The 23981-nt window shown below is 41.3% G+C and carries 22 protein-coding genes; 12 read left to right on the top strand and 10 right to left on the bottom strand.

Features of this window, described 5'->3' with window-relative positions:
- Positions 1-10: 10 nt before the first annotated feature.
- Together AX660_RS00535 and AX660_RS00540 are read right to left on the bottom strand one after the other, a co-directional pair.
- Positions 11-604 carry a malonic semialdehyde reductase gene (locus AX660_RS00535; RefSeq protein ID WP_068370903.1) on the bottom strand — a complete coding sequence of 198 codons (594 nt, stop codon included), beginning with the start codon at positions 602-604 and terminating at the stop codon, positions 11-13.
- A gap of 50 nt (positions 605-654) precedes the next feature.
- Positions 655-1302, bottom strand: a complete 648-nt coding sequence (locus tag AX660_RS00540) for a DsbA family protein (protein ID WP_082768674.1) — start codon at positions 1300-1302, stop codon at positions 655-657.
- Positions 1303-1418: 116 nt separating this feature from the next.
- Between AX660_RS00540 and AX660_RS00545 the strand changes: the two genes are divergently transcribed.
- The gene (locus AX660_RS00545; RefSeq protein WP_068370906.1) at positions 1419-2312 is read left to right on the top strand and encodes a LysR family transcriptional regulator; all 894 of its coding nucleotides are present in this window, start codon (positions 1419-1421) and stop codon (positions 2310-2312) included.
- A gap of 106 nt (positions 2313-2418) precedes the next feature.
- On the opposite strand, the gene AX660_RS00550 is transcribed toward AX660_RS00545, so the two are convergent.
- On the bottom strand, positions 2419-3147 hold the full coding sequence (locus AX660_RS00550; protein WP_157884292.1) for an HNH endonuclease: 729 nt from the start codon (positions 3145-3147) through the stop codon (positions 2419-2421).
- A gap of 189 nt (positions 3148-3336) precedes the next feature.
- On the opposite strand from AX660_RS00550, the gene AX660_RS00555 reads away from it, so the two are divergent.
- A complete protein-coding gene (locus tag AX660_RS00555; RefSeq protein ID WP_068371122.1) occupies positions 3337-4158 on the top strand; it encodes a restriction endonuclease in 822 nt (273 codons plus the stop codon).
- Positions 4155-4898: an NYN domain-containing protein gene (locus AX660_RS00560; RefSeq protein WP_068370913.1), complete on the top strand. Its 744-nt coding sequence runs from the start codon at positions 4155-4157 to the stop codon at positions 4896-4898. Before AX660_RS00555 ends, AX660_RS00560 begins: the two co-directional genes overlap by 4 nt.
- A 47-nt stretch (positions 4899-4945) precedes the next feature.
- Here AX660_RS00560 and AX660_RS00565 read toward each other — a convergent pair whose 3' ends face one another.
- A complete protein-coding gene (locus tag AX660_RS00565) occupies positions 4946-6157 on the bottom strand; it encodes a type II toxin-antitoxin system HipA family toxin (protein ID WP_068370916.1) in 1212 nt (403 codons plus the stop codon).
- Positions 6147-6434 (bottom strand): helix-turn-helix domain-containing protein, encoded by a 288-nt coding sequence (locus AX660_RS00570; protein ID WP_068370919.1) that lies wholly within the window; start codon positions 6432-6434, stop codon positions 6147-6149. Before AX660_RS00570 ends, AX660_RS00565 begins: the two co-directional genes overlap by 11 nt.
- Positions 6435-6870: 436 nt before the next feature.
- On the opposite strand from AX660_RS00570, the gene AX660_RS00575 reads away from it, so the two are divergent.
- Positions 6871-8862 carry a tetratricopeptide repeat-containing sulfotransferase family protein gene (locus tag AX660_RS00575; protein ID WP_068370922.1) on the top strand — a complete coding sequence of 664 codons (1992 nt, stop codon included), beginning with the start codon at positions 6871-6873 and terminating at the stop codon, positions 8860-8862.
- A 323-nt stretch (positions 8863-9185) separates the two neighbouring features.
- The gene (locus AX660_RS00580; protein ID WP_068370925.1) at positions 9186-9413 is read left to right on the top strand and encodes a hypothetical protein; all 228 of its coding nucleotides are present in this window, start codon (positions 9186-9188) and stop codon (positions 9411-9413) included.
- Positions 9414-9451: 38 nt separating this feature from the next.
- Here AX660_RS00580 and AX660_RS00585 read toward each other — a convergent pair whose 3' ends face one another.
- Positions 9452-10279: a DUF1353 domain-containing protein gene (locus AX660_RS00585; protein WP_068370929.1), complete on the bottom strand. Its 828-nt coding sequence runs from the start codon at positions 10277-10279 to the stop codon at positions 9452-9454.
- Between the two features lie 204 nt (positions 10280-10483).
- Here AX660_RS00585 and AX660_RS00590 point away from each other — a divergent pair, with 204 nt between their 5' ends.
- A complete protein-coding gene (locus AX660_RS00590) occupies positions 10484-10894 on the top strand; it encodes a hypothetical protein (protein ID WP_068370932.1) in 411 nt (136 codons plus the stop codon).
- Here AX660_RS00590 and AX660_RS00595 read toward each other — a convergent pair.
- The 4 genes from AX660_RS00595 to AX660_RS00610 all read right to left on the bottom strand — a co-directional run bounded on the left by AX660_RS00595 (position 10891) and on the right by AX660_RS00610 (position 17275).
- Entirely contained in the window at positions 10891-11619 is a 729-nt protein-coding gene (locus tag AX660_RS00595; protein ID WP_082768675.1) for a substrate-binding periplasmic protein, read from the bottom strand. The two genes, AX660_RS00590 and AX660_RS00595, sit on opposite strands and share 4 nt — an antisense overlap.
- 115 nt (positions 11620-11734) lie before the next feature.
- Positions 11735-14212, bottom strand: a complete 2478-nt coding sequence (locus AX660_RS00600) for a superoxide dismutase family protein (protein WP_068370938.1) — start codon at positions 14210-14212, stop codon at positions 11735-11737.
- Positions 14213-14257: 45 nt separating this feature from the next.
- The gene (locus AX660_RS00605; RefSeq protein WP_068370941.1) at positions 14258-16057 is read right to left on the bottom strand and encodes a tetratricopeptide repeat-containing sulfotransferase family protein; all 1800 of its coding nucleotides are present in this window, start codon (positions 16055-16057) and stop codon (positions 14258-14260) included.
- A 78-nt stretch (positions 16058-16135) separates the two neighbouring features.
- On the bottom strand, positions 16136-17275 hold the full coding sequence (locus tag AX660_RS00610; protein ID WP_068370944.1) for a PEP-CTERM sorting domain-containing protein: 1140 nt from the start codon (positions 17273-17275) through the stop codon (positions 16136-16138).
- A 557-nt stretch (positions 17276-17832) separates the two neighbouring features.
- Between AX660_RS00610 and AX660_RS00615 the strand changes: the two genes are divergently transcribed.
- The 6 genes from AX660_RS00615 (at position 17833) to AX660_RS00640 (ending at position 23980) form a co-directional block, all read left to right on the top strand.
- On the top strand, positions 17833-19554 hold the full coding sequence (locus AX660_RS00615) for an ABC transporter transmembrane domain-containing protein (RefSeq protein ID WP_407669328.1): 1722 nt from the start codon (positions 17833-17835) through the stop codon (positions 19552-19554).
- 61 nt (positions 19555-19615) lie between these two features.
- Positions 19616-20161: a peptide deformylase gene (gene def / locus AX660_RS00620; protein WP_068370951.1), complete on the top strand. Its 546-nt coding sequence runs from the start codon at positions 19616-19618 to the stop codon at positions 20159-20161.
- Positions 20152-20856, top strand: a complete 705-nt coding sequence (locus AX660_RS00625) for a phosphatase PAP2 family protein (protein ID WP_068370954.1) — start codon at positions 20152-20154, stop codon at positions 20854-20856. Before def ends, AX660_RS00625 begins: the two co-directional genes overlap by 10 nt.
- Positions 20857-20989: 133 nt before the next feature.
- Complete coding sequence (locus AX660_RS00630) at positions 20990-22243, top strand: lytic murein transglycosylase (RefSeq protein WP_082768676.1); 1254 nt, start codon at positions 20990-20992, stop codon at positions 22241-22243.
- 244 nt (positions 22244-22487) lie between these two features.
- The gene (locus AX660_RS00635; RefSeq protein WP_068370958.1) at positions 22488-23261 is read left to right on the top strand and encodes a type 2 periplasmic-binding domain-containing protein; all 774 of its coding nucleotides are present in this window, start codon (positions 22488-22490) and stop codon (positions 23259-23261) included.
- Between the two features lie 371 nt (positions 23262-23632).
- A complete protein-coding gene (locus AX660_RS00640) occupies positions 23633-23980 on the top strand; it encodes a hypothetical protein (RefSeq protein ID WP_068370961.1) in 348 nt (115 codons plus the stop codon).
- Position 23981: the final 1 nt, after the last annotated feature.

The raw sequence follows: 23981 nt of genomic DNA on the forward strand, positions 1-23981 counted from the left end.
GTATTAATATTTAAAGAATGTTGACGACGTCTGCAAATGCTAGACGTGGGCCTCTAGGATAGTTTTTCGACGCATCGCCGTAGCCGATATTAATGATGAAGTTAGACTTGTAGCGACCGTCAGGGAAGAAGGTTTCATCCACGACCTTGTTGTTGAAACCGCTCATTGGGCCGCAATCTAAACCAAGGCTGCGAGCTGCCAAGATGAAGTAAGCGCCTTGCAAACTTGAGTTTCTAAACGCGGTGGTATCACGCAACGTTTCATTGCTGGCAAACATGTCTTTGGCAGTCGGATTAGCAGGAAATTGCACCGGCAAGTTATTATAAAACTGGCTGTCTGAGGCAATGATCACGCTGGCAGGCGCCGCCATACTTTTTTGCTGATTACCCGGTGCTAAGGCTTTGTTTAACTTTGCTTTTGCGTCGGCACTTTTTACCACCACGTAATAACCTGGTTGGCAGTTCATGGATGTTGGTGCCCACTTCATTAACTCATATAGTTCTTTAATTAAGTCATCAGACACGGGCTTATCTAAAAAAGCGTTAAATGTGCGTGCTTCGGTAAACAGTTGAGCTTGTGTTTTGTTATCTAATTTGCTGGTCATATAATTCTCCATTTTGTGATGTTAAATAGGCTTGTTAATGGCTAAAAGTCTCAATCTATTGTCTTTAATACACGCGCTACATAAGCTACCCACTGCTTAGGCTGGCCGTAATAACTACCGTGATCCAGTTTGGTAAAGGCACCATCAGCATGTTCAAACGCCAGAGTTGGAAATCCGTTACCACCGACTAAATGCAGCATATTTCGCGAATTGTTGATGTGCTGGGCCGTTTTTTCACCATTAAATAGCGTGAAGGCATTTAAGAAGGCGGCGGAGTCGACAGCCAGCTCGCTGACAATGGCTGTAAGGTTCGAAATATCTGACTGGGAACGGCCTTCGACAAATTGTGTTATTTGCATCTGGTGCAACATCAACACAGGATCAACACCTAGAGATTGAGCCGCTAATAGCGCCGCAATCGGAGTATCAGAATCCACAACACGTTGTTTGTCCTCTAATACCTGAGAGTAATAAGTTGGACTAAACACTTGCCCTGTTAAGCCAGTGATCTTTTTGTCCATGGTGATTATTTGCTGATGAAAATCCGCTGATAATTGCCGTTTATTGGCACCCGAAAATAATCCGCCGCCATGTAGCTTAATGTCTACAGCAGTTAACTCAGTGAGTGCATCAATCAGCGGTGCCGCGGCGTAACACCAGCCGCACTGGGGGTCCATAATGTAATGTAAGGTTTTCAATGTCATTTCCTGTGTTAACTGTGAGTTCATGAGTTAAGTCTAAATTGCAAATATGTTGCAATAAACCCCGTGACAGGCAATAGTTAGTTGCATATATCGAACATATAGAAGATGAAATGGACAGGATCACCGCAGCACAAGTGTTTGTCAGCATTGTTGAACAAGGCAGTATGGTTGGGGCCGCACAATCACTGGATATGTCACGCTCCATGGTCACAAGGTACTTAAGTGAAATGGAAAGCTGGGCTGCCGCGCAGTTATTACACCGCTCAACACGTAAACTCACCCTCACCGCTGCGGGTGAAAAAGCCTATGTTAATTGTCGTTCTATATTGGATGTTGCTAAAGAATTATCTACACCATTAGAGCAAGACCAAGTGGCGCAGCCACAAGGTACAATTCGTATCGCGTGCTCGCAATTTGTGGCGGCCGATTTATTACCAAGCTTTATCGACGGGTTTTTAGATGACTACCCCAAAGTGCATATTGATGTGCATATTAGCAATCAGCTTACTAACTTAGTTGAAAATAGAATTGATCTAGCGCTACGTATTACCAATGAATTAGACCCCAATATTATTGCCCGTCCTCTCGGGCGCTGTCGTTCAGTGCTGTGCGCGACCGAAGGTTATTTAAAGCAGCATGGTTATCCAGTATATCCCGATGAATTGGTTAAACATAACTGCTTAATTTACTCGAATTTTGGTAAGAGCTTGTGGCATTTTACTAAAGACGAGCAAGCTGTGGTTGCGGCAGTCAGTGGTAACTACAGCGCAAATGAATCCATGTTATTGCTGCAATCCGTACTTAAAGGTCGTGGTATCTCCTTGCAGCCCAAACATGCAGTTCAAGCATTGATCAATGATAAAAAACTGGTTCACGTATTACCCAATTACGAACCCGCCACCCTTGGTATTTACGCCATCTATCGATCCCGAAAACACCAGTCACTGGCCATACGCAAACTACTAGAGCGTTTAATTAGCTATTTTGAAATAACGGAAACTTAGTTTTCGTTATCAGATAATAGTTAAAGTTTTACTTTTCAAGTGGCTCTAAAATAATCTGGTATTGCAGAGACAAGGATGAACCAATCGTAACTCATTACCAATATCACTAGTTTATAAAAACGTGGTTACGGTGATAGGCCATAAAGTCTTGATGTTGCGAAAGCATTTTAATCGACATATCAAGGCCAATACCTAATAGTTGGTGATCTTCCAAAGCCTCAGAAACAACTATTTGGCCCTTGTCTTTAAAGGTGATGTAACCCAAATCAAACGCTTTATCTAAGTTGGCCAACAACAATAAACCGTTGTAGGGATTGAGCCTTTCGTTGTTGTCTGATTCTCGCCATGGTTTGATGTGTGAAGCCACTAAAAACTCCAGTTGTTTGTATTGAGTTAACGCACAACCTTGCCAATGTTTTATCAGGTCAGCTCTAAACTGACCTTGTCCCATGCGAGTTTTTATTAATCTTGCTTTTTCTGTTTCTTCAAGTTGTTTATCTTGTATTAAGGTATCGATGTCTTGGCTGATTTCGACTTGGAATACATCGTCCAAAAATGTTTGATAAGATTTGAGTGCCGCGCTGTACATGCCTTTACCCACTTTATCGCGCAATTGAAATTCTGATAGGTGCAGGGCTGTGGTAGCAATTGCCGAATATTCTTCAATACTGGTAATACTCAAAAAGCTTGATGTAGGATAGCCCATTTCTTGCAACCATCGAGGAATGGTATTTTTTAATGCTCCAATATAACTTCTGATGGTTCTGTCTGATTTACCAAGTCCATTGGCCCATACCTTATAGTGTGCTTCAAAGTAATCTGTGGATTTTTTCACAACCAACATTCCCTATAGTTGATGAACACCAAAACAGTTTGATGTCACTTAAATCTTAAAAAAATAATAATGGTTAGGACAATAGAATTGTAATTTAAAAATCATACCTATTATTTCTATAAATACCTGATTTTTTGCATTTAGTTGTTACTATTTACGGTAGTTAAAAAGATCGAAATAAAATTTATTATGCGCAAAGGACAGCCAAAACTTTTTGACCTTTTACTTGATGCCCCATGGTGGGTTTCTGTTTTACTTGCTGCTTGTACTTACCTTACTTTTGCCTTTATTTTTCCCCTCATTGAAACAAACAATCCCTTTATCAATATGTTTAAAGCAGCCTTTACTAATATGGGGCCATTTTTGAGTGCTTTGCTGCTGTTGCCTGCACCTTTTGCCTATTTTAATGGCAGGCGAAAAAGGCAGTTAGTCGATGTGCAAAGTGATATTGACTCAATCAAAGCATTGAGCTGGAAAGCCTTTGAAGAATTGGTGGCGGAAGCCTATCGCAGACAAGGTTATCGGGTAATAGAGAATGGTTTTGGTCCCGATGGTGGCGTTGATGTTAAGTTATTTAAAGATAATGTAGTTACCTTGGTGCAATGCAAGCAGTGGCGTTCAAAAAATGTTGGTGTCAGTGTTATACGCGAGATGTTTGGGGTGTTGACTGCACAGCAGGCACAAAAGGTAATCGTAATTTGTTGTGGCGGTTTTACTGCAGATGCAGTGGCGTTTGCTGATGGTAAACCAATCCAGTTAATTGGTGGTACTGAGTTGCTGACTATGGTGAAAAACGTCCAAGTGGAGCTTGTGATGCAGCAAGTTTCAAATACCGCAGAACTTGTAACAGCTATCAATAATCTTTGTCCTAAATGTGGTGCTCATTTGGTTGAGCGCCAAGCCAAACGAGGTGTAAACATTGGGAATAGCTTTTTAGGTTGCTCTGCTTTTCCAAAATGTCGGTTTACTAAGGACTCAGCAAATTTACTAAAGATTCAAGGACAAAAATGAAAGACTTAGATGTTCACAAAAAAATTGCTGTATTAATTGATGCCGATAATGCTCAGCTATCTAAACTCAAAGCCATACTTGATGAGATTTCTGCTCACGGTCATGTATTAATAAAACGGGCTTATGGTGATTGGTCGATAGATCAACTTAAAAACTGGAAACAAACTCTTAACGAACTGGCGATACAGCCCATTCAACAGTTTGCTTATACCACGGGTAAAAACTCCACTGATGCGTCCATGATCATTGATGCCATGGACTTGCTCTTTTCAGACAGGTTTGACGCATTTGCATTGGTATCAAGTGACAGTGATTTTACTAAGCTTGCATCCCGTCTGCGTGAATCTGAAAAGTTTGTATTTGGGGTTGGTGAGAAAAAAACACCTATTTCATTCCGTAATGCTTGCGATGATTTTATTTACACAGAAAACCTTGATGCGACAGATAAGATCAAAAAGGATGAAAAAGGCACGCAAGTTGAAGAAACAAATAGTATGAAAGAAATTGTGCCGATCCTTGTTAAAGCATGGGAACAATTTCAAGATGAGGATGGTTGGGTAAATGCAGGGGCTGCAGGGAGTTTTTTAAAACGGGCAAAGCCCGACTTTGACCCGCGTACTTATGGTGCGAAAAAGGTCACGGAGGTGATCGCGGGCTTATCTAGTATTTTTGAAATGAGTAAACAAAAAGGTAAAGGCACAACTCAGGTAATACTGTATCGCCCTAAGTCCATTAAATGACTGCCGAACAGAGATTAATCATGAAATCCTTAATAGGACATGCATCGTTACAGCTTGAAGTCATGTGCATTCGGCACTATCGCCTTTAGTCTCTCTATATCACCTGTACTTACGCCATGTTGACTAAAGTAGGCTTGCCATTGCTGGGTGAGTTGCCGCACTTCTTCAATCATTTTCCGGGCTTTAAAAGGTTTTAAGCCAAAGCGCAGTGATTGACTTAGCAGGTTGTCTATATCACCTTGTCGCCCTGAATTGCCAATACCTATACCGTGTTGTGCAGAGTTATTGATAGGTAATACGTCAAATGCGGGAGATAAACGCCAGTGTGCGTGGGCAAAAGGGTATAACAAGGCATGGTTGCGTGCGTGGTCATCGGTATTACCCATCAATACGTTAAATATCATGCAGTAATACAAATCGTGGGCGTCGCTAGGTTCTGCACCATAGGTCATAATAAATTCGGCCAGATGGCCGTAATTGTAGGTGGTACGCAGTACTGCGCTATTAACGATATTTTGACTGAATAGCGAATTGGCACTTAAGTAGTGGCAGCAGGGTTTGCCTTTTTGCAGGTCAAAACGTTCTACCAGCAAAGTGTCACCCGCAGGTGTTGGTAAAACCTGGGTATTGGCGACACGGCAGGGCAATTCGTTCAGCATGCGCATGGTGGCATGTTCTACTTTAACGATGTTGATAAGGTCGTTAGGGTGATTGAACTTAGCCAGGTAAGCCTTATCTGCATCCTGAATAATGGTTTTGGGGCGAGCACCACCCATACTTGAACCATACTCGAATGCCCTTTTAGCTTCGGGCGGGATGTCTTGATCGGCCAGTATCGCGTCTTTGGCTTGAAGCAGTATTGACAAGTCACCCAGGGTATTTTTATTAAATTTGGGTTTGGATTGCTTACTTGACAGGCTGAATACCAAAGCGCCAACGCCCATGCCTGAGCCAGCCAATAAAAATTCTAAGGCATTTTTGGGTTTAGTTTTATGCAGGGATAAAATGACTTTTTTACCCCATGAATCCGCTCCCGCATCAGCCAGCACGCCAAATAATCCCTGATTAAATTGCGTATTATGTTGTTGCTCGTTCAGTGGTAAGTGTATCGGGTCGAGTGCAAATGCCTTGGGGTGACTCAGGTAACTTTTACCGTAGCGGAACTGACCTTGTTTGCACGCTTCATCTATTTGAATCACGCCACAAACTATAGGGGAGTTTTCCAGACCATCTATAAAAACATAGGCTTTAGAAGTCATTGTCTAATTCGCTTATTGGGCTACGAGATTTACGACTAAGTTTGTTTGTGTTGTTGAGTTGCTGGTCAATTACCTGCTGAATATGGTCAATTAAATTCAAATGCTCTAAAACCAAAAACAAGGATTCTGCATTAACGCTTTTGCCATTTTCCATGGAGGATATGGTATTGCGACCAACGCCAACGCGTATGGCGAGTTCTTTTTGATCCATGGTGATACTTCTGGTGTTTTTAATCAGTTCACCCACAGTATTCAGTAAATGTTGCGATTTATGCATGTAATTTTAGGCGTTAGGTATTTAATGTTTAAAATATAGGGCGTTAATGCTATTTATATAATATTTAATTATCGCTGCACATGATGGTCAAGTTGTTACTTAACCTCAGCTCTGGATGAAAAATGTCGTTTAAACTTAATATTTTTATAAAAATCAATGTGTTGTGGCTTATTTAATATTCATGAAAACGCTAATGCTGGCTCAATGACGAAATTTCTCGTGTTTAGCAAAGCGGGGTTTTCGTACGTAATAGCTGGCTATTACTAGAAAGCCAAACGTGGCGCAAATAGGAGGAATAGCTTTTTAGGCTAACGACATAGAACGCTTCATACAGAATCTTTTTATCATGACTCAGTGCGTCGCTTGCCTTAAAACGGTAAGCTAAAGGCCGAAATCAAACGGCTATTGGCCTTATGCTTAGGCGCTAAATTAACAGATGCAAAATACCCCTCAATCACACCAAACCGCTGTGCAATTACTCTCTTCTGGCAAGCCTGCTGAGGCAGAGCAATTATTGCTGGCTCTGCTTAAAGATGATGGCACTAATACTGAAGCATTGGCCTTGTTGGGCCACAGTTTGCAGATGCAGGGTAAAACATCGCAAGCGGTTGAGGTGTTCGAGCGTTTGGTGCAAGTTGATGTTACTTCGTTTCAAAGTTATGCCGAGTTGGCGGGGGCTTATATTGCTAACAAACAATCTGACTTAGCCGAGCGGGCTTATCAGCGGGCGCTTGAGTTAAATCCGGATTTTTCTGAGGCGTGGTTTTTCTTGGGCAATTTGTTGATGCAAAGTCAGGAGCTGCAAAAGGCCAAACATTGTTTTGCTCAGGCTGAACGTTGCGACCCTTATCGGCCGGTATTTGTGCAAGTACAACAAGCCTTACATAACAAAGATTTTCATAGTGCTGAAAAGCTCTGCCGTGGGGTATTAAACACTCATACCCATCACCCACAAGCTTTACATACTTTGGCCATGCTGGCCGAGCAGCTACAAGCTTATGAGCAGGCGGTTAATATACTGCAGCGAGGTATTAACTATGCGCCATACCATGTGAGTTTATGGGAGGCTTTGATTAAAAACCTCAGTCACTTGGGCAAACATCAAGATGCCATTAGTGCGGCGCAAAAGTTACAGAGTTTTGATCCCACGCAATGGCGTTATGCCATGTTATTGGCCGTGGAATTGGCTAATGCCGGCCAGTTTGCGCAAAGTTTATTGGCTTATGATCAGGCCCTTAGTTTAGTGCCAGATAATGCCAACGTGCATTTGTTACGCGGGCATGTACTCAAAACCTTGGGTAAACGAGATGAATGTGAACAAGCCTATCGTCGTAGCTTGGCTTTAGATAAGGTCAACGGCACAGCTTATTGGGCATTGGCTGATTTAAAGTCTTATGGTTTTAGTGCGCAAGATATGCAGCACATGCAAAGCTTGTTGGATGATCCCGCCGTTGCACCTGCTCAGGCGGCACAAGCGGGTTTTGCTTTGGCTAAGGCTTATGAAGATAAACACGATTTTGCTCAAGCCTTTGCACTGTATACCAAAGCCAATCAACTGCGCCCTGATGTGCAGTTTGTGCCCGAGGATTATGCTCATAGTTGTAGTGTGGTTAAACAAGCCTTTACGCCTGAGGTGTTGCGTAAACAAGCAGCTAAAGTAAAAACTGAACAGCCAATACCCATATTTATCGTTGGGCTAACCCGTTCTGGTTCTACTTTGTTGGAACAAATGCTGGCCAGTCATTCGAGTATTGAAGGCACCATGGAATTGTATTCTATGCCCCATACGGTGCGCCGTGCTGAGTTGTTGGCTAAACAAAAACAGACTTATTACCCCGCTGTGATGGCTCAGCTCAGTGAAGATGAATTGCTGGCTTTAGGTCAAAGTTATTTGCAAGAAACCGCCGCGTTTCGCACGGGCAGCCCTTATTTTATCGACAAGATGCCACCTAATTTTCATAACGTGGGTTTTATTCACATGATTTTGCCCCAAGCGATAATTATTGATGCACGCCGTCATCCACTGTCGACTTGTTTAAGTAACTTTAAACAGCATTATGCCAAGGGCTACGATTTTAGTTACGACCTGCAACATTTGGGTTTTTACTACAATGAATATGTGGCCATGATGGATCATTGGGATGAGGTTTTACCTAACAAAGTATTGTGTATGCAGTATGAAAATGTGGTGCAAGATACCGAACAACAAATTCGCCGTTTATTGGCTCATTGTGGTTTAGAGTTTGAAGCGCAATGTTTAAGTTTTTATGCCAATAAACGTGCGGTACGTACCGCCAGCAGTGAGCAAGTACGCCAACCTATTTATAACAAAGGCATGCAGCAATGGCGCGAGTTTGAAGAGTACCTTGAGCCGCTTAAAACGGCTTTAGGTGAACAAACCCTGCAACGTTTTGCAAGTTTTTTGTGAGATCCAATAAACTCAATTTTTAGCTGCGTTTATAACATTTGATTTCGTTGTGCAATGTTGTCAATGCTTTAGCGTACTGTGATGTATTGCCAAGTAATTTTGAATATCTGCAATATTTGCCTATTTTATGTTCTGAATCTTTCTTGTTTCGTAAGGGAGTTATCTTTAAAAGCTCTGTCTGGCCTTAGTCTGTTAGACGGATTGTTAGTATTTGAAATGAGCGCCTGCGTTTTTCCCTAATGTTAAGTTTAATTTTGGTATAGCATTGCGGTTTTTGAGCCAAGGCATATTAAACGCCTAGTCCAATTCAACAAGGAGTAAACTTGCAGAGTGAATTAAATTACCGTTTTGCTAACGGGCAAATTGCCAACCGTTTTCTTAATGAATTAAATCATTGGTCTTCTTCTACGGGTAATATTCAGATTAGAGCGAAACTCGCTAGAGGCGCAGATACAGTTAAAGTTTCTTATCATTTTGATGGCAAAGGCTTCGATTACACTAGTTCGGAGTTAGACGACTTAGCCGCAAAATATCACGGCGAAGAAGTATAAATTGCTAGTTTTGAAAACTGCATAACTTTAGCGAGATCTTAGTTATCTGCTAAATGTTTGAAGCTTTCACAACTGATATTTGGATAAGTTGGTCGAGTGGTGGGCAAATCATTAGCGCCAAATTTAGTCACGGCAAACAAATAAAACTTGGCGATAAAGTCAGGCAATTCAGATTGTAATAACATTTGATAAAATAAGTCATCCACCTCTTCTTTGCTTAAGGGAATAATATCAAGGTATTGATACAAGGCGTCGTGGATTAAACTGGCATGTTGTGCCAGTTGCCAAAACACAATTTTCTGTGTTACTGCCCCGTCTGTATTGAATATACTGATTGGGTGCTCTCTATGCCACCAATCAGGGGTGCCAACTAAGGCAAACCAATAAAACAAACGTTTAGGTGTGCACCCATCCCACGCGTATGTTGTAGGCGTCTGCAAATTATAACTAACGGAGTTGGTTTTTTTATCGATAATGCTAGGCCCAGGGTTAACAATGATATGCCCCTGATCAATCACCAACCAATTACTATAAAATTGTTGGCCTGCAACACGTGCCGTTTTGAGTACCACAGGATAATCGATATAATTTATCCAAGGGCCTTCTCTGTCTCGGCTGGCAAATCCCCATTTTTCTAATTCTTGGGTCTTAGCACCAAGGGCCCTTTTTTCGCGAATTTCCCACCCAATATGTCTGGGTAGGTAAAAACCGCCAACCAGAATGACCCCCAATATAACAAATACTCCAATGAGTCCTGGGTGTCTGAAAATCAGATAAGCAATAAGCAGAAAACCAAAACCCAACAGTGATTTTAAAATTAAATCGATACGTTTAACTAATTTTACTGCGTGATATTCGGTGGACATATTTCCTCACTTTAGATGTCTGTGGTTTATCGCCTTGTTTAAGGACAAGGTAACAAATGATTCCTCATGACTAGGCTAGGTATGAGTATAGCGTTATTGCAAAATGAGTAAATATTGTATTAACTACTTGGCAAATCGAGCCAAAATCAGATCACTTAAGCCTGTGTAGTTTGCTGTGGCATCGGTTTAAATAATGGAGGAATGATGCGCGATCCCAAGCGATTTGTTATGCAACAACACGGTAGTTTTACCATTGAAATTAAAGGGCGAACACTCGAAATATGTGCTTATGCTGCGTGGAACGAGCAAACATCCATGAAGTTTAAATCTGCCTATATGGAGCTCGCAGAAAAGTTGTGTGACAAACCTTGGGCTTGTTTAATTAACTTGCTTGAATGGGAGTTAGGTACAGGTGAAATATTACAGGTAGGGAAGGAGCTCAATGCTTGGTCATATGAAAAGCATCAGCGTTACAGCGCCATTGTTTGTGAGTCGTCCTTACATCGTCAATTAATTGAAAAAATCCAAGAACCAACAAAAAGTATCGAACACCAATATTTTACTGAAATGACTCCTGCACAAAGCTGGCTAGCTTCTTTGGCGCTTTACGCTTAGGGATGTTCGGTATGCTTAGCAATTGCCGCTTGTAATTTAGTCAGTAAATTAGGCGCGATATTTTTGTTGGCGGCTAAATAACCGGTAATTTCTAATTCAGGAATGGCTTTGATAAATACCGCATTATTGGCTGTTTTGCCATATTGTTTGAGCATGCTAGGGATCAGTTCTGGCGTTTCAATAATTAGATCAACATTGTTGTTAAGCAGTAACTGCCAAGAACAATCAATATCTGAACAAGTTATGAAATTCTCACCTTCCTTTAATCCTTTATTCAGTAACCACTCATGGGATATATCCTCACGCTGCACCGCAAAACGATATTGTTTAATATTCTGAATGTCATCAATCTGGATGTCGTCTCTGGTACTTAGTTTTACTAAACCAAATTTATAATAAGTTACAGGTGTTAACCAATAAAATAGTTTTTCACGCTTGTCAGTTTTAGCTATGGCGTAAATCAAAGTATTTGGCTCGTTTAAGGCTTTTTTGTAGGCTCTAGCCCAAGGATACATGTTGAAATGGGCACTGATACCTGCCGTAGCTAAAATGTCTTTGACCTTGTCAGTAGCAGGCCCAGCAACTTCGCCATCCAGCATAATCTGATAAGGAGGGGATGATTCGGTAACAACTTGTAGCTCAGGTGTTTGGGCAAAACTTAATTTGGCAAATAACACTATGACAAATAGGCAGTGTGGGTGAACAAAATTCAGAGACGACAACATTAGATACTAGATACACCGAAACTTTAGTTACCCTATGATAATGAATTAATCGCTTTTGTCCAAACCACACTGTCTGTCAATTAAACCTCGATCTTTATTCGAAAGTATTTTGCATCTAATCAATGATTGCACACGCTATTTTGGCTCCAGACTTGCCATCTTGGTCCGGACCGTTATGGATCATCAACGAACGTCCGCGAAGTTCTGCAAGGGTTAGTTTGCTGCCATAAACAGTAGCGGTTGAACTTCCGTTAGCATCAGTTAAAAGAGGTGGTAAGTCTCCTTTAGGTTTCATGTTTTTCATGTGCTCCATATGAATGGGATCATTCATATCCATTTCCATCATCATGTGATCATGACCATAGTGGCCACCAGCGGCGACACCAGCAACTTTTTTGCCGTCTTCGATGCCTGCTTCGCACGTCGGTTTTACATGAAAATGCATACCATTATTACCTGGTGGCAAACCATTTATTTGTGCTGTGACTTGTAAACCCTCTTTGGTGTCTTTAAGAGTAATAGTGCCCAGCTTATCACCTACACCAAAGCCATTTATTTGCTTTACCTCTACTATTTTTTGACCAACAGGTTGCATGGTATTGAGTGCTTGTCTGGCTGCGTCTGCTAAATGTGTGGGCAATTCGTCGCGTAGGGCTTGCAATAAATAGGCTACTGAGGTGTCGATAGTGTTGAGTTTTTGATAGCCAATGCCAATATGAAATTGCACGGCGGCATCGTCATGCATGCCCTTGAGTGCAGATTGTAAATGTTCTAAACCTTCTTGCGGTTTACCTGCTTTGATTTTTAACCAACCAATAGCATCCTGCACAGCAGGGTTTTCTGGTGCTAATACGCCTAACACATCACTTAACTTTTGTGCATTGGTTAATTCGTCGTTTAAATCAGCTCGCACAATCACGGACATGACAAGAGAAGGGAGATTGAATGGTGATAGTTTCAGACTACGGTCAAAGGCTGCTTTGGCAGTCTCTAGCTCTCCTCCTGAATAGGCGGTGATGCCTTTTTCATAAAATAGCTCAGAAGAATCAGGGTTTTTTTCAATAGCTTCATCAAATACTGGCAGTAGGCTTTGATGATCTTTTCCGGCATTTTGGCTAGTATGACTATGGGTTCTGTGATCATGTAATGAGCCCATTAATGCTAGCCACACTTCGATTTGATGAGGATCCAATTCAAGAGAGCGTCTAAACGCTTGGGTAGCATTTTCGTTTTCCCCTAAATTATAAAGTATGACTCCACGTTGATAATACGCAGGTGCAAAATCAGCGCTTGTACGCAAAATGCTATCTAGGGTAGTTTGCGCGCCTACTAGATCATTTGCTTGAATTTGAGATTCCACCAACACTGAGCCCAGATATGCATTTTTAGGATGTTGGTTATACACTTTTTTGAGGTAATTTAAGGCTTGGTTACCTTTACCTAGAGCGGCTGAACGCTGCACATATTCTCTTATTGCATTAGGCGTGACTTGTTCACCAAAACTGGTGATGTAAGTATCTAATTCTTTGGAGCTGGCGTTGGCATTGCCTTGTAATGCAAAAATTTTGGCTTTTTCTAATACCCTACGACGTTCCATATGTTGATTTTCTGACTTCAATGAGTCTAACAAGCTGATCGCTTTGCTAAATTCTGACTCAAGTCCCAGTAATCTGGCACGGGATATTTGGCTGGGAAACGATGTGTAAGCGGATGTATGGGTTAATTTATTATTAGCGATTCTGGCGATGTTTATATCAGCCATCTCAGTCGCAGCCTCAAATAAACGCGATATGGCTTCTAGATTTAGAGTATTACTCATATCTGTAGTAGGATTTTCTGCCAGCAATTTAAACAGCTGAAGGATACCCATAAAGTCGTTAGTCTGGCGGTACAGTTCGGCTAGTTCTAAATGCATTAAATTCGCAGAGGTGGTTGGAATGCCATTAGTCTGTAAATTACGCTGTAAATATTTTGTGGCCTGAACAGGATCGCCATTACGCAAGGCATCCCAAGCAAGATATTTAATCGCGAGGGGATCAGTATGTTTAGTCGCCAGCGAGAGTTTTAACTGCTCTATGCCTAGGGCATTTTCATTTAACATTAACCAAGCAATGCCCAGCAAGGTACGTGCAGGGGTATAGTTGGGATTCGATTGCAGAATGTTACGTAACGCAAGTGTCGCTTCTTGGTATTTTTGCTGCGAAAAAAGTTCAATAGCGGCGAGTTGAAATCCAAGTGCATCCTTTGGGTAGCGTTTTATATAATTGGCCAATGCAATAGGAGCACGTGAGTCTTTTGATTTAAATAACTCTGAAATAAAGTTAAGCGCTTTGGCATCACCAATTTCCATGTTTAATTGATTGGCGTTAAATAAGCTGCTTTCAATTAGTGAATTGAAATTAAATAAATCAGATTGAGATCGCTTTGCTAATTCAGAATTTTGAGTCGAATAAATCAACAAATCTTTTTCATCAATCGTTAAAGTGCTGACACTGGCACTAGTTTGAAAAGAGAGAAATAAACAGCATGTGACAAGTCGTTTTAAGCATGTTGAATTTACGGTTATGCCCTTGATGATTTTGAGTTTTCTCATGTTAGTCCCTTTTGTTGAATTAAAGCTCGTACGCTGCACCGATAACTAAATAATGTAATTCCAACGCTCAGCTATTGGCCTAATGATATTGATGATGTCTTTAGGTATAGAGTCTAGATAGTGTTTATAGCTATTCAAACTTTCTGTATTAATGTTTTGTTGAACTTGCGCATAGGAGGCGGTTCTAGTGACAAATTGTGTTATATCCTGTGTATTTACGGGGCGAGTTTTTGCTGGCCAGTAATGCTCTAAAAAACTATTGAGTTCATTAGGAATGCCTTGATTGTTGATAATACTTTCATAGTGGATTGTATAAACCGGATTGTGTAGTTTTCTGCTTACACTATGCCAGTGTTCATCTACTTTGAGCATGTATTTGGCAGTAATCTCGAGATTGCTATGCCACGCATCATTACTGCCAAAATGTGTTACAAAGTTAGATACCAGCACATCTAAAGGGTGACGGACAAGTTTAATGATGGGGGCATCAGGAAATAGTTTATCCAGTAGGATAAGACGCGTACTGTTTAGCAGATTTTTATCTATTAGTGGTGAATCGCTCTGCCAACCTTGATTTTTGTAAACATCCAATGCTTTTTCAACATGTTTGAGCAGTTGTGGGTTGTTCCACTCACTGTCATTAAGCTGCCACCAAGGTTTGTCAAAGCGTAAAAAAACTTCCTTTTCTAATTCGGGAATTGCATTGGATTCACCCACTGAGAAGGATTGAAAGCGCTCATATAGCAATTTTTCTAATAAGGTACTGCCACTTCGAGGGAAACCGACAATAAATAAAAATTGATTAGAATTTTCGAGAGCCAAATTGAATGGTGAGTTAAGGCTATTAGCTGCTTGTTCGATTTGTGTGAAATAGGTTTCAACCTCAGACCACTCGCCGCTATTAGGTCTGATTTTAGCGGTAAGAGAGTTCATTTGTTCTGCGTTTTGCCATGCCGCTTTATAACACCCTAATGCCCGATTTGCATTGACTAGACTTGCGTGGGCACTTTGTATCTGTTCAGCACTACAGTTAGGGTTTTCAACGAGTTCCAGCAGAATTTCTTTTGCCTTGCTAACTTGTTTTTGTCGGATTAACAATTTTGCTTGCAATAACAGTGCATCAATCTCTTCTGGTGATTTGAGTAGTACGCTTTGTAGTAGGGCTTGTGCCTGATCTAGCTTGTTATTTAGCTCTAATATTCCAACTTTTAACAATAATAATGGCGAATTGTTGGTTTCGATTTCTAAGCCTTGTTCGATAACGATAAGAGCAAGATCGTCTTGTAGATTTTTACTGTAGGCCTCAGCCAAAAATACGTAGTAATGACAATTTTGAGCATTGATTTTTAGCAGAGATTTAGCAAAGTGTATAGCTTGCTCAAATTGCTGGATTAGCATTGATATTTGAAAGCCCATAGTGAGTGCTGGTGCAAAGTCAGGTTTGATCTGTAATGCCAGTTCAAGACTTTTTAGGGCTGCGTGATAATTGCCTTCTTGACCAACCAGGTTGGCGTATTGCAGATAAGCATTTGCGTCTTGTAGGCCATTTGCAAAAGCAAATTGTATTGATGTTTTGGCACTCTGATGTTGCCCTTGCAGAAAATACTGCATAGCAACAACGTAGTGTACTACTGGATGATTAGCGACTTTCGATAAAATGCTGTTTGAAATAGTTTGAACTAAGATAAAATTGCGTTGATTTAGCGCTTGTTTTAACAAAATACAAGCATTTTCAATAGTGACTTTTTTGCTGTTGCCACTCCAAGGCTTGCTAGTTATCTTCAGTAAACAACATTGAGTCGGTATTTTGGCATTGCCACACCGACAACTTACTTTGGCATCCATGAAATTTACAACTATGTCGATTAACAAAAACGGTAAGCCAAAGCTTACCGTGATTAATTTTCCGTATTAGTAAACAGTTTATTGACGCTTTTTACGACGTAATCCCACCAAGCCTAATAATCCAATTCCCAATAATAATGCACTGGCAGGAGCTGGGGCTGGATTAGGTGGCGGTGGTGGTGGCGGATTACCCCCAGTAGTTAGGTTTATACGTATCGTGCCTTGGTCTGTTAGTGAACCATCACTGGCATTGAAGGTCGCAACATACGAACCAACTCCAAAGCCTGTGGTATCCCACATAAAATTCCAAGTTGAGGGATCAAAAGTCGAATTCCCAGGAATTATCCCCCCAGGACCAAAGATGCTGTTAAAGCTTACTGTAATGGGGTCGCCATCAGGATCCGTTACCACAAGGGTTTCATCAATGACATCGCCGACTAAAGCATTAATAACTAAATCAGTTATGGATGGAGCGTTATTTGAAGCAGTGCTAACAGCATCAAACAACCAGACAAACTCTATTGAACTCCCGTCAGCTGCATTGATTTCGCCGCTAAAAGCTCTGTCTGCTCCTATGTTACTAGCGTTGTCCAAAATCCCGCTTGTAGTCGCTGAACTCATATTAATTTGACCACTTGCATCTATGCTATAACCATTAGCTTGACTAAACATACCTATTGACAAATGCGTGTCATCGTAAGTTAAACCATTACCTACAGCATCCAAATTATCGCTATAAGCAACCCCTCTTACCACTTCTTGTTGGATATTTTCTAAATCAAAAATAATTGGAGCGTTGGCTGATTGTCCATCCCAGAAAATTGTCGACGTTGTGCCATAGCTGCCATCGGCATTTGGAACTCCGGAAACCCACGAGCCACTTCCCCATGATAAAGTATAAAGACCAGCGCCGGGCAACTGGGTACTAAAAACTTGATTTGATTCTAATCGTCTAACATCAGAAGTGTCGGTTGTTCTTGAGTCATTATTTATAACAGTGTTGAGTCCAGGTCCACTAATATTTAAAAGGTCAACTCGATTTGACAATGTGGAGTTAAATCGCCAAAAAGTCTTGGCATCGATGGTTAACATTCCGGTAGAATCGACTTGAGGAACGATTGCTGCACCTCTGAAGTGACTTGCCTGAGCTAGATTACTTGCCATTGCTGAAGCTATACAGCCGGCTAGCAAGGCAATTTTTATTTGCTTTGATTTCATAAATTTTCCTTAACTTCCATTTAAACTTCAAATTACATTGAATCTGACGTACAACCTTACTTCCTTACCGTCATGTTCTACCTTGATTGAGAAGCACTAAATGTGCCAAATTTTAAGCTGTTGAAATATATTGATTTTTTTATTTGATGTGAATTTTTTGTAAATATTTCAGACAATCATACTTTTAATAGTCGCAATATATGAACCAGCATGTAGTTTATATTTTGCTATATAAGGGGTGTTTTATTATGCTTTTTTTGATAAAAATATATTCGATATAAAATTATTGCTAATAAAAAAACTTATTATTAAATATGCAGTTAAGTTATGTCTTGGGTAAATTATTTGGAATAAAAATTTATTTATCTGTTTTGCCTAATTTATAAGGCGGATTCAGTTAATAAGCCTAATGTATAAAAATCAGACACAGGTTGTTGCTAATTAAAAAACTAATGCTAAGCACATTAGTTGTTGAATACGTTAAAGTGACAGCACGTTAAACTGAGCTAAATTTCCTAGAGTTTTCAATTTTGCAAACACATTCAACTAAATCGTTAATGGTCTGGTTATTCGGTCAGTTAGGACCTTATAAGCGGCAGGTAAGTTATGCCATGTTGGCGCTAATCGTAGGCGCAGTATCATGGTTGGTATTGGGGCAGGGGGTTAAATATGTGGTGGATGAAGGTTTTGTGGCCAATAATGCACAGCGCCTTAATCAATTGGTATTAGCCGTTATTGCCATAGGAGTAGTGGGCAGTTGTGCTACTTATTTTCGCTTTTATTACATGATTTGGCTAGGTGAAAGAGTCAGTGCTGACATTCGGCAAAATGTGTATTCCCACTTACTCACTTTATCGCCAGCATTTTTTGCGACCACTCGCACCGGCGAAGTGATCTCCCGGTTTACTTCTGATACCACCGTATTACAGTCGGTAGTTGGTATGGGTTTATCCATGGCACTGCGGGCGACTATTACCTTTGTTGGTGCTCTCACTTTAATGATGTTTACTAGTCATATTCTGACCTTGTATGTGCTGATTGCGGTGCCCATAGTGCTGTTGCCTATTCGTATTTTTGGTGCAAAAGTACGGATATTTGCACGTAATAGTCAGGATAGAGTGGCTGATGTTGGAGCTTATGTGGATGAGAGTTTGCACGAAATTCAAACCGTGCAGGCCTTTACTCATGAGGATATCGACAAACAGCGTTTTTTTGCACGCATTGAAGATGTGATGTTAGCGGCTCATCAACGGATTAAATTTCGTGCCTTGATGATTGCTTGCATTATGGGCATTAGCCTGTGTGCTATTACTTTGGTTGCATGGTTGGGGGCTAAATTGGTGCTGAGCAGCGATTTAACTGCTGGAGAGCTCACCGCCTTTATGTTTTATGCGGTGATGGCGGGGGGTAGTGTCGCAACGATCAGCGAAGTGATTGGTGAGATTCAAAAAGCTGCTGGTGCCAGCGAGCGTTTAATGGAGCTATTGCAAACCCCAAGCACTATCGCTGTGGTAGATCAACCTGTGCAATTTAGCCACAAAGTTAAAGGGGACATTAGTTTGACCGATGTCTCCTTTTCTTATTCTGGTACTCCTGACTCTACTGTACTTAAACAGTTAAATTTGCACATTAAAGCGGGAGAACGTATTGCTCTCGTTGGCCCTAGTGGTGCTGGAAAATCAACCTTGTTTCAGTTGTTATTACGTTTTTATGATACTCAGCAGGGAGTGATCACTATTGATTCTCTGGCGATTTCCCAATTGGCGTTAAATCAATTAAGACAACAATTTGCCTTGGTATCCCAAGAGTCAGTGATTTTTGCCGCCAGTGTAAGAGATAATATTGCCTATGGTCGCCCAGATGCCACTCAACAAGACATTGAAAGTGCCGCCATCGCCGCTAGGGCTGATGAGTTTATTACGGAGCTTGAACAAGGCTACGATACCCAATTAGGTGAGCGCGGAGTGCGCTTATCTGGCGGCCAAAAACAACGTATTGCCATTGCTCGAGCCATTTTGGCTGACCGACCGATATTGCTATTAGATGAAGCAACCAGTGCACTAGATGCGGCGAATGAGGTTAAAGTTAAACTTGCCCTTGATGAGTTAATGCACGATAAAACCACCATTATCATTGCCCATCGACTCTCGACAGTAGTAAACGCCGACCGAATTGTGGTGATGGATAAAGGGCAGATTATTGCCATAGGTAAACATCAAGAACTTATGCAATCCAACTTGTTATATCGTGAATTGGCAGAGTTACAATTGATGAATTAGGTTACTTAGCTACGAACGACGAGTCGAGAGCATGGGAATAAAACAGCAATAAAGAGAAAATATGAAAATTGCACAAATTGGTGAGTTGATATTACGTACTCCAGCGCAAGCAGTGAGTCAGGCAGAATTTAATCAGCCCTCTTTAATAAAATTCAGTGAGGAGTTACTCGCGACCATGCTGGAAGCCAATGGCATTGGTATCGCTGCTCCCCAAGTATTTGATCCCCGCGCGATGATGTTTATCGCCTCACGGCCTAATGTACGTTATCCCGATGCGCCACTTATGGATCCTTTACTGTTAATTAATCCCACTATTGTGGCACAAAGTGACAACAAGGTTTGGGAGTGGGAAGGGTGTTTATCAGTACCGGGCTTACGGGGCAACATATTGCGGCCTGACTGGGTGGACGTAAAGTATCAAAATCAGCAGGGCGATAAGCTACAGCAACGTTTTGAGGGCTTTGTCGCCAGAATATTTCTCCATGAATTTGACCATTTAATTGGTCTTACTTGGCTCGACCATATTACTGATACTAATCAAATAATGGCTAATGATGTGTGGATAAAAACGCTTGAGCAGGAGCAAACAACACAAACATGCAGATAAAGCCCAATAATCCCGCGTTAACTAGCCTCGTTAAATTCAGTACAATATTATGGTTAAGTTTGTTTTGTGTCTTAGCTTGGTTGTTTATCGAATTGGCTTTGTTAGTAAATAGTGGCTCACCCCTGTCTTGGGATCGCAGTATTATGTTAGCAATGCGCAACCCTCTCGACCTGGGAGATCCTATTGGGCCAGCTTGGTTTGAAGAACTAATGCGTGATGTTACGGCCTTAGGTGGCACAGGCATATTAAGTCTGCTAACACTGCTAACGTGCGCTTATTTGTTTATGCAAAAAAACAGCACATTGGCGTGGTTTGTACTCATCACCATTGGCACCGGCATGTTATGTAGCTTTGCCTTGAAGTATGGATTTTCCCGTCCCCGCCCTGAGTTAGTTGCCCATGGCAGTTATGTTTATACCAGTAGTTTTCCGAGCGGCCATTCGATGATGTCAGCCGTGGTTTATTTCATTCTTACTGGAGTGTTGCTACAGACCCAAACTCGCCGGCGTATAAAAATATTTATGTTAAGTTGCACGGCAATGGTGGTGGTGTTGATAGGTCTGAGTCGGGTGTACTTAGGTGTGCATTGGCCTACTGATGTATTAGCCGGTTGGAGCGCGGGTTGTTTTTGGGCTTTGTGCAGTTATCGTTTTCTGCGTTACTGGCAAAAACGCCAAAGTAGAAAAACCCACTAAAACCCAAAGCATGGTTACTTAATAACAAATCCCTTTTTAAGCAATCACATTTTATTGCATTTTTCCGCTGTAAAACGGCTGCGCTTCAGTTAGCATGAGCTCAATATTAGTGTTTCGGGACGTTCTGCTATTTATGCCTGCCTCTTTCTTTTTTGGTGTTTATTCTCGCCTTGCCACTTTATTGTTGGCAACAGTATCACTGACCAGTTTTGCCCAGCTGCAAACTGAGGAAAATCAAGCGCCAGTGGTCACGTTTGAGCAATGTGTGGCAGACTTACAACAACAAGCTCTTAGTGCGGGTGTATCCCCCAATACAGTTAATACAGTATTAGGTAATGCCAAATACTTAGCCAAAATTCTGGAATACGATCGTAATCAACCTGAATTTGTACAAACCTTTTCTGGATACTTTGGCGCGCGAGTTACACCATGGCGAATTAATAAAGGCCGCGAGATGCTGGCCAAACATAAAGATTTTCTGAGCAAACTAAGCAAACAATATGGTGTGCCAGGTCATTATCTTGTAGCGTTTTGGGGACTCGAAACTAACTTTGGTGGTATCAAAGGCAAAATGCCCATTGTCGATTCGTTGGCTACCTTAGCCTGTGATCCGCGGCGTAGCACATTTTTCAGTGCGGAGTTGATCCAAGCCCTGCGTTTAATCGAGCGGGAGAATTTGACCGTCAGCGACATGGTGGGTTCTTGGGCTGGCGCTATGGGCCATACTCAGTTTATGCCTACGGCTTATTTAACTTATGCCAAAGACGGTGACGGTGATGGTAAGGTTGATTTGTGGAACAGCGAGCAAGATGCACTAGAATCAGCAGCAAATTTTTTACAACATTTAGGTTGGCAAGCCGGTTATCGCTGGGGCAGAGAAGTGGTTTTACCGACTAACTTTGACTACCAGTTAGCCGGCAAATCTCAAGCTAAAACCTTGTCGTTTTGGGCCAAACAAGGTCTCAGCACAGTAGATGCAAAAGCGCTGGAAAACAGTGACTTATTGGCTTCACTCTTAGTACCAGCAGGGCATACCGGTTCAGCTTTTTTAGTTTACAGCAATTTCGACACCATCTTAAGGTGGAACAACTCTGAATATTACGGCATTGCTGTTGGTCATTTGGCTGACCGCATTGTAGGCAAAGCACCCCTATCAAAACCCCTGCCCGAACTGCCAAAATATACCTTGGCAGAGATGCAGATATTCCAAGAAAAGCTTAACGTTTTGGGTTACGACGTAGGAGAAGCCGATGGGATTCTGGGTCCAGCAACTCGCAAAGGTGTGAGAGCCTTTCAGGCTAAACAAGGTTTAATTGCTGATGGTTATCCCTCTCGTGAAACCTTTGATGTTGCGATAAATCTTGAGTCACCAGTGATTGCTCAGTGAATTTTTGTATTAGTTAGGGAACCTTTAGTTCCTTAACTAGCTTAATGGGGATGTCGCTGAATATGCTGGTTTGGGGAAAAATATTGTCAGTATCAAAAAAACGTAATGTCATCTAAAATGAGTTACTTGTGGAATTTGGTATCGAGTATTTGCCTTGCCCATCTCTATGTTTTTTATAAGAATTATTGCTTTTTTTCTATTTTTATTCAGTGTTGGCGTTTTTTGCCAAACAGCAGAAAACGTCATGCATGCTCGTATTGCTTATGTAGCCACAGATGACCCTCGAGATCCTGCCTTTTATTATCAAAGTGTACTAAAACTAGCCCTTGAAAAAACCAAGTCTACCTACGGTGATTACCAAATAAGTTTTATCGATAAGATCGTCACTGCTGATCGAACTCGGCAGATGGTAAGTAGCGGCCAGTTTGCCAATCTCATTTGGGCATCGGTTACGCCTGAACGTAAAAAGACAATGCGGGTAATCCCTGTTAATTTACTCCGTGATTTTAATAATCATCGCCTGTTATTGGTGTTGAACCACAACAAAGACAAATTTAAAGATATTACCAGTCTAGACGGTTTGAAACAGTTTAAAGCAGGCAATGGCTTAAATTGGACGGACACCAAGATTTTTCAGGCTAACGGCATAATGGTAACCACTTCAGTTCAGTATGATTATTTGATCGAAATGCTCAGAGCAGAGCGATTTGACTATATTTCTCGGGGCGTGCACGAAATTGACATTGATATAAAAATGTTTGATAGGGGAGATCTTGCAATTGCTGAAGGTATCGTACTGCAATACCAACAACCAGTAATGTATAGTTTTTTTGTGACACCTACCGAGACCTTATTAGCAGAACGACTAGAATCCGGATTAAAAATGATTGAAGAGGATGGCAGTTTTCAGAAGGCTTATGAGAGCATTGCATCATACAAAGCGGGGATCGACGAACTGAATAAAGTCCGACATATCATTGAGCTAGATAATAGTTTTGTGTTGCAAGCTGCAGAATGAAATGTCCGTTTTAAGCATTTCGAGTATAAATAGTTAATCAAAATTCAGCTGGTTGTCGTTTCCTGAGCTGTGCGTTTTATCGATAAAAATTATGGATGATTTATTCGAAACAGTTCGACCTGACGTTAGTCTCTAAAATAAGAGGAACCGAAGTGTTTAAATGGACATACTTTCTGCTGGTGCTGTGCAACGGCATAATGGCTAGCGGATTTACTTAAGCAAAGACCGAGCATAGTGGAACAGAGCTCGATACTTTACCTTCAACGATCATAGCGACAATCAATCTTGCCCTTAAATGTAAAGCCATTCCCCACAGCACTGAGCAAATCTGTGTTGCTGCAACACCAGCCGGATTTAATGCAGTAGATGATGTGGTGTTTTATCGTCGCACTGCAGACCAGTACTTAAGTTTACTCAGAGTCGAATTTGGTGATGTGGCTGTGATCTGGTTACATGGTTTTTCAACTGGCGGCAAATATACTGTTGTTGGCCATGCAGAAGAAGGCCACCCTAGCTTTGTTATTTATACTACCGTAGAGTTTGTAAGTACTAATAAGGAACTCAAGCCGGTGGCTGTTATTTCTGACTATTTTATTGCCAGTTTAGTGCGCCTAGATGACAGTGGTATCGCTGAGGTGACATATTTAAATAACACCGGCTGTGAAGAGCCAGATACTGCAGATTGCATAGGGCAAATCAATATCTTTGCGCAACACTAGC

The organism is Paraglaciecola hydrolytica, assembly GCF_001565895.1.
Classification (GTDB): domain Bacteria; phylum Pseudomonadota; class Gammaproteobacteria; order Enterobacterales; family Alteromonadaceae; genus Paraglaciecola; species Paraglaciecola hydrolytica.

Bases quoted from the DNA above. Each gene is read 5' to 3' on its own strand.
- AX660_RS00535 (WP_068370903.1), bottom strand. From the start codon at position 604: ATGACCAGCAAATTAGATAACAAAACACAAGCTCAACTGTTTACCGAA.
- AX660_RS00545 (WP_068370906.1), top strand. From the start codon at position 1,419: ATGGACAGGATCACCGCAGCACAAGTGTTTGTCAGCATTGTTGAACAA.
- AX660_RS00555 (WP_068371122.1), top strand. From the start codon at position 3,337: ATGCGCAAAGGACAGCCAAAACTTTTTGACCTTTTACTTGATGCCCCA.
- AX660_RS00560 (WP_068370913.1), top strand. From the start codon at position 4,155: ATGAAAGACTTAGATGTTCACAAAAAAATTGCTGTATTAATTGATGCC.
- AX660_RS00565 (WP_068370916.1), bottom strand. From the start codon at position 6,157: ATGACTTCTAAAGCCTATGTTTTTATAGATGGTCTGGAAAACTCCCCT.
- AX660_RS00570 (WP_068370919.1), bottom strand. From the start codon at position 6,434: ATGCATAAATCGCAACATTTACTGAATACTGTGGGTGAACTGATTAAA.
- AX660_RS00575 (WP_068370922.1), top strand. From the start codon at position 6,871: ATGCAAAATACCCCTCAATCACACCAAACCGCTGTGCAATTACTCTCT.
- AX660_RS00585 (WP_068370929.1), bottom strand. From the start codon at position 10,279: ATGTCCACCGAATATCACGCAGTAAAATTAGTTAAACGTATCGATTTA.
- AX660_RS00590 (WP_068370932.1), top strand. From the start codon at position 10,484: ATGCGCGATCCCAAGCGATTTGTTATGCAACAACACGGTAGTTTTACC.
- AX660_RS00595 (WP_082768675.1), bottom strand. From the start codon at position 11,619: ATGTTGTCGTCTCTGAATTTTGTTCACCCACACTGCCTATTTGTCATA.
- AX660_RS00600 (WP_068370938.1), bottom strand. From the start codon at position 14,212: ATGAGAAAACTCAAAATCATCAAGGGCATAACCGTAAATTCAACATGC.
- AX660_RS00605 (WP_068370941.1), bottom strand. From the start codon at position 16,057: ATGGATGCCAAAGTAAGTTGTCGGTGTGGCAATGCCAAAATACCGACT.
- AX660_RS00610 (WP_068370944.1), bottom strand. From the start codon at position 17,275: ATGAAATCAAAGCAAATAAAAATTGCCTTGCTAGCCGGCTGTATAGCT.
- AX660_RS00615 (WP_407669328.1), top strand. From the start codon at position 17,833: ATGGTCTGGTTATTCGGTCAGTTAGGACCTTATAAGCGGCAGGTAAGT.
- def (WP_068370951.1), top strand. From the start codon at position 19,616: ATGAAAATTGCACAAATTGGTGAGTTGATATTACGTACTCCAGCGCAA.
- AX660_RS00625 (WP_068370954.1), top strand. From the start codon at position 20,152: ATGCAGATAAAGCCCAATAATCCCGCGTTAACTAGCCTCGTTAAATTC.
- AX660_RS00630 (WP_082768676.1), top strand. From the start codon at position 20,990: ATGCCTGCCTCTTTCTTTTTTGGTGTTTATTCTCGCCTTGCCACTTTA.
- AX660_RS00635 (WP_068370958.1), top strand. From the start codon at position 22,488: ATGCATGCTCGTATTGCTTATGTAGCCACAGATGACCCTCGAGATCCT.